The organism is Pyrinomonas methylaliphatogenes (assembly GCF_000820845.2).
Classification (GTDB): Bacteria; Acidobacteriota; Blastocatellia; order Pyrinomonadales; family Pyrinomonadaceae; genus Pyrinomonas; species Pyrinomonas methylaliphatogenes.
The window spans coordinates 1-6,161 of record NZ_CBXV010000010.1 but is presented as its reverse complement, the minus strand read 5'-3'; the positions used below and the strand labels follow the sequence as shown (position 1 = coordinate 6,161).

Below are 6,161 nucleotides of genomic sequence, written 5' to 3'. Positions count from 1 at the left end.
CAGGATTGATCGTCAGCGTCACCCGCCCCTGCCAATCGTACTCCTGCTTCGTCCACTGCCAATCACCAGCATCGTCGCCAACAGGCTGCCAACTGTCGTTGATCTCCGCCGGATTCGATGCCCACACCCGCCGCCCCATCGCGTCGTTCATGTAATGCACCGCTCGCCGCCCACCGCTGCTCCCAGGAAAATCGCTCGCCACGGCACGCACCCGCCCCACACCATCATAGAACGTTGCGCTCATCAACTCCTCGCCCACCTGCCGCACCGTCCGATAGCTCACCACATAATCGCCCGCTGCCGGATAGACCCACCGCACATAGGCCCCTGTGTTCTGATTCGTCTCGCGCACCAACCGCCCAGCCTCATCGTACTCCAACAACTCTACCGCCCCTTTCGGATCACGCCGCGCCGTCACCGACCCAGTGTCGTAATCATACTGCGTGTACGAACTGTACCCATCTGCATCGGTCACTCCCGTCACATACGCCCGCGTATTCCGCCCATTGTTCCCATCCGAAAAGTTGTCTGCATTACGTTTAAGTCTCTTCGTTTGACTCCTCCAAGATAATCCTTTCCAGATCGGCCACCAGTGGCGCAAGTTCCTCCGTCACCGTTTTCCACACGATGTCTTCGTCAACGAACATGTAGTCATGCACGATCTTGTGCCGCATTCCGGTGATCGCTCGCCACGGAATGTGTGCGTGCCGCGCGCGCATCTCCGGTGACACATGACGCGCCGCCTCGCCAATGATTTGTAGAAGATGCGCCAACGCATAGCGCAATGCCTTATCTTGATCGTAGTCAGCGCGCTCGCGGCCTTCTACAAGGTTGCGCGCTTCGCGCGCCATGTCTAGCATGTGGCCGATGTAGATCAGGTCATCCTTCGGCATACTGCACCTCGACTTCGCCAAGCACACGTTCACGCAGACGGCGATTGAGATACTTGGCGCTGACTAGATCGACTCGGCGCCAGCCCAACAAAGCAGCTAATTCCTCCTCGATGCACGACAGCGCAATGAAGCCCGGTTCTTCGCCCGGCTCGAACTCGACTAACACATCAACATCTGAGTCCAAATTGAAATCATCGCGCAAAACCGAACCGAAGAACCCCAGCTTGCGAATATGGTGTCGCCGGCAGAACTCGGCGAGCTTGTCACGATCAACTGAAACGCGAGCTTTCATTGTTCGTCTCCTCACGAGAACGGCAACTTCTGCAGCGGCCAACCGCTTTCGACCATGCGTCATGCCATTATAGCTGCCACGAGAAGCACTAAAAAGGATTCTCGGAAAGATAAAGGAGGTAATATCAAAGTGTGTAAAAGTATTTGAAGGCGGCGTATCCTTTTGGTAACGTCCCAAACTATACGCACAAAGAGAACGACCTAGGCTACCTTGGGTGGTAGCAAACCATCGCTCCGCTAAGGAAGAGGATACTACCATTCAGGATCGCCGAGGAGGCTGTTCATGAATCAGCCTTGCGCCTGCTGAGGGATCTGCTGATGAAAATGGAAGAGAAATGAATAACGGGCCACCGCTACACCTTGGACGTGCGAGAATATTGGACTTGGCGTGAGGCCCAAACACTCGTGATGAAGCAATTGGCGTAGCTCTTACTACCGGAGAGGGGATTTCACACACGAATGTGGACTTGATCTCTCGCGGAACGTTTGTTCCGCATCTAGTACAACTTACCAGCCTACTTTGGCTAGTTGTTCCATCCCGAAAGGAACAACCATCCATAGCAATATGGCCATGGCAAAATACAAGATGTTGAAGATCCTGTCTTCACCTAGTCCAAGATTCCAGTTGAAGAAGGTGTCTCTCGGCTCATGTTTGAACCATCGGAGAAAAACTCTACGCAAAAGGCGAAATAGTCCCAACGACAACAGCGGACACAAAAGAGCGCCAGACAGTGAAGACCGCCCTGCCTCTGTAAAATGAAGAACCAACCCGATTAAGAACAGGAGAAAGCTGATCCCTAGAATGATCCTGAAGCTCTCCTTACGGACGAGCATCTCCATCTTGAAGATGAAGATGAAAATTACGAATCCGCCAATGACAAAATAGAAAGGGTCCATATCGGCTCCGCATCGCGTTTGGGCTTGGAATCACTATGGCGGGATCGTGCCTATCTTAGCTCTTGTAAATCCTGTTCCTTGGGGCAACGGGGTTACAAGAGATCTCCTTACATTGCCCCAGCCAATCGTGGCTATGATGAAATAGCCACCGCTCACTCCTGCACCGATAGGACCGCCAATCACACCAACTCCGCCCATAATAATATCCAAGCCCGATTTCCCTGCTTTGCCATATTCCCCATGCCGTAATGCTTGAACACCTTGGTAGGCACTAATACCTGCACCTAGAGCAAATGCTGATCTACCAAGCAATCTGTAGGCATTTGCCCGAGCGACTGCTGCTGACCGCGAGACATACTGATTGCCTCCCCAACTCATCCGATACCACTTGGCCTCTTCCTTAGTTAACCCTCTCCACATTGTGCCAGATGGATTGACATTCGAATACTCTCCGATGCTAGCTCCTATCCCAGCCACGCTTAGCGCGCCGCTCACAGCTCTGACATCCGAGTCATCAGACGTGAAAGGCGATGATCCACCTGCCTTTTGTAACGATGAGATATTCGTAAAGACATTGACATACGTGTGACTGCCAGCAAACCATGCCCCCATCTCTGCATGACTAAGCACTGCACTTACCGTGATCGAAACACCTTGTATATTGAACCACCCAACTCTCCCATCGGCCAATGCGCGGAAGAACTCCCACCCACCTTGACCAAGATTGGCGTCTGGATTCCACCGCGTCGTCTGCTCAGGCCCAATCACGGCTGCACCAGCTTCGACCATCCTGAGAGCGAGGCCGCAGTCTGATTCAACCCCATCGATGTAACAACTGACGCCGCCCTCCATCATCAACCCAGAGGGATCAACGAAGTTCACCGGATCGTTCTGCACATAAGCATACCGGTTGAACGACTGCGGATCCGTCAGGTCATAACTCCCATCCCATGGATCCGGTTGATAGAACCGCGAATACCACCCATGATACACCCTCCGCTGCGCCTGATCGCTCCAATTCCCATCCCGCTCATACTCCCCATACACATACGGATGATACCGTGGGTTCTCGCTCCTCTCTGTCTCCCCGCCCCACGGATCCAACTCCACCACCGCCACCACATTCCCCGCCTCGTCCGTCAACCGCTGACTCTTCGCCACCGGATCCCGATGCACCCACTTCACTCCCATGTGTTGCACCGCCAGCAACTCCCCATCAGGCCAGCGCACATACCCTCAGGTCCCAATCCACCCACTCTCCAGTTCCTTACCTCTGTTACCCCCCTCACCGCTTCACCATATATTCTCTCTCCAGCTCCAGCACCTTCTACATCATCGAGCACACAATCCCCTCTATTCCCTTCTCGCTCGCCATGCCTCGGGTCCAGCCTCGATTGAAGGAGGCTGCTTGAAGATCCTTTCGTCGTAGGTAACGTTGAACAGATAAGAAGTTCGCACGTCAATCGTCCTATCGAAGTTAACCACTCGCGGCATTTTAATGCCATCCACCTCAATATAATCTGATAATAAAACGGAATTTATAGGAACATCAGGCGCATCTACTCCTCCTGATCTCTTAGCGGCTTGCACGTCAGTCTCCGAAGGGTAAATGCTGATTTTGACCGGCAGGTGTGACTCTCGATCAAGAGCAAAGTCTATTCTCCTTTCGTTGACAAGTGTTTGAATGATATCTACGTCTTGGTGCCCGACATGTCCTCGTGTCATACCGACAACGATAGGCTTGACCCACCGCGTCTCCATTAAGTAGACAAGCTGTGCTCGCAAAAGGAAAAACCGACCATCATTTCTCTCACTCAGTTTTTTAGGGGGACTGCCCTCCTGTGTTTCATAGAATAGACTGTCGTCGAAGTTGAACATCCTGAGGTATAAACCCAAAACGCTTGGACGATCATCATACCAAGCCCACATCTTGCTCGGAAAAACGTAAAACTCCTCGTAATGCAATTGCCCACGTTTGAATAGACTCAACCGATAGGTGGCGCGAGACGAAACCACAAGATTTCTAACTTGATGTAGTCGTGTACGTCCTCCCTTGGCACTAATAGCCTGCTCCCATAATCGCTCTGCTTCTCGTTGTGAACCGCCTTGCACTGCTGCCTTCTCAGTTAAAGTCATCTTCTGTGAGCTGAACAATGGGATAGTTGAAACAAACGCTATGATTAACAACAGCCTTGTGCTCATCGCCCACCTCCGAATATATTGAGGAGAGCATTTCTGAACACCTCCCAAGTGTGACCGAAGAAGCCTCTTAAACCCTGATAAGGGTTGTACTCATCCACGTCAGCCCATGCTCTAAGTGTCTTTGTATTGAAGGTGATTTGCAAACTCATCTCTAAACCACGCGCACCGCTCAAGCTGCGAAAGTCTCGCCACGGCTTACCAATCTCTTTTTCGTGAAGTACACCAAACCGCCCCTCCTTAAACTCACCTGCCGCTTTCAACGCTTCTAACAACACCACACCTGATTGTAAAAGAGTGAACAGATAGCCGCCACTATTTTCTCTTTTCCCTCTTCTCCACTGTTTATTGATCATGTGCTGATCGAGTCCAAACGCTTGAAGATAAGCATCAACGATCTGTTGATACGTCGGGTTTCTTAGTGTCCGCGCTTCAGTTTGATTACCTTGCGTGGTGACAACCTGCACCGTCCCACGAAATATCCCAAACGCCGGATCAAAACCTGTCGCGACGATCGACAGATAACGATATTCACCTTGCTCAGCTTCGTTGGCATACCCTGGCAAGTCCCAGTAGTTGTAGCCGAACGTCTGACGCAGCGAGAAGTCCTCAGCAAAGGCGGCCATCTCGGGACCAAAACCACATCCACTGTAAGCGGCGCTGAAACAGATCTCGGTCCAATGGGGCTGGTCGATGAGTCGCCCGACTGCATCGAGCCCACTCGGATCGGTAAAGTTCACCGGATCATTCCTGACGTAAGCATACCGGTTGAACGATTGCGGATCCGTCAGATCGTAACTCCCTTCCCATGGATCCGGCTGATAGAACCGCGAATACCACCCGTGATACACCCTCCGCTGCGCCTGATCGCTCCAATTCCCATCCCGCTCATACCCCCCATACACATACGGATGATACCGTGGGTTCTCGCTCCTCTCTGTCTCTCCGCCCCACGGATCCAACTCCACCACCGCCACCACGTTCCCCGCCTCGTCCGTCAACCGCTGACTCTTCACCACCGGATCCCGGTGCACCCACTTCACTCCCCCGGCTTGAATCGCCAGCAACTCCCCACCAGGCCAATAGACATACCCACGACTCCAACTCCAGCCATATCCCCAGTTCCTTATCTCAGCCACCACTTGCCCGCCCAACACGCTCGACCGGATGTAGTAAACGACATCCCCATTGTCGTTCTTCTTCACTCGTAACCCATCTCCATCGTACCTCTGCTCTAACCGATACCCGCTCCCTTGCGCCCACGCCTGCCGCCCTCCCGCATCATACCCATACTGCTGCCGCCCGTCGTCCACCAAGTCCCCTGCTCCATCGTACCCTAACCCAACGACCCGATTCCCAACGTAACTCACACTGAAGGCCCCTGCCCAGCCGCCCCACCCAACACGCCTCACCATGTTCCCCCACACGTCATACTCGTAGCTATGCGCATACGGCCCGGTCGGACTCCCCCACTCACCTCGCCCAACGTGCGCTCGCGCCTCCTCCCCACTGTACGCATGCTGCAACCGCCCCACCTGATCGTACTCCCAACTCCGATCCAATCTGTTGTCGTACAGGTTCCGCGCAAACGTCACCCGCCCACTCCGCTCACCAAAATCATCATACCCATACTCCCACCCTAACACCCCAACCACTTCCCATCTGCTCACACGAAGCCTGTTGTCATACGCGACGCTCTGTTGTCGCCCGTTGCCATACGTCACCTGCTTCACCGCCCCAAAGGCTCGATACCTGATCCCCTGCGCATATACAGTCACCCCAGCATAACCGGCTCCGGTGATGGCCGTCACCTGGCCGGTCTGATCTCTGGTGTAGCCTACCACCACACCCCACGGATTCGTCACCTGCGTCAACTCCCCT

The 6,161-nt window shown here is 53.6% G+C and carries 6 protein-coding genes; all 6 read right to left on the bottom strand.

What is annotated here, in order from left to right; genetic code table 11:
- The coding region (locus PYK22_RS16055; protein WP_162199875.1) for a hypothetical protein at positions 1-484 on the bottom strand (484 nt) is incomplete at its 3' end.
- Positions 485-539: 55 nt separating this feature from the next.
- A complete protein-coding gene (locus PYK22_RS16050) occupies positions 540-893 on the bottom strand; it encodes a HepT-like ribonuclease domain-containing protein (RefSeq protein WP_041979481.1) in 354 nt (117 codons plus the stop codon).
- Positions 880-1,185 carry a nucleotidyltransferase family protein gene (locus tag PYK22_RS16045; RefSeq protein ID WP_041979480.1) on the bottom strand — a complete coding sequence of 102 codons (306 nt, stop codon included), beginning with the start codon at positions 1,183-1,185 and terminating at the stop codon, positions 880-882. The genes PYK22_RS16050 and PYK22_RS16045 overlap by 14 nt, the downstream gene beginning before the upstream one ends.
- Positions 1,186-2,114: 929 nt before the next feature.
- Positions 2,115-3,281 carry an RHS repeat protein gene (locus tag PYK22_RS16035; RefSeq protein WP_235789178.1) on the bottom strand — a complete coding sequence of 389 codons (1,167 nt, stop codon included), beginning with the start codon at positions 3,279-3,281 and terminating at the stop codon, positions 2,115-2,117.
- A 153-nt stretch (positions 3,282-3,434) separates the two neighbouring features.
- Positions 3,435-4,283 (bottom strand): hypothetical protein, encoded by an 849-nt coding sequence (locus PYK22_RS16030; RefSeq protein ID WP_157770939.1) that lies wholly within the window; start codon positions 4,281-4,283, stop codon positions 3,435-3,437.
- The coding region (locus tag PYK22_RS16025; protein WP_041979469.1) for an RHS repeat domain-containing protein at positions 4,280-6,161 on the bottom strand (1,882 nt) is incomplete at its 5' end. The genes PYK22_RS16025 and PYK22_RS16030, both read right to left, overlap by 4 nt.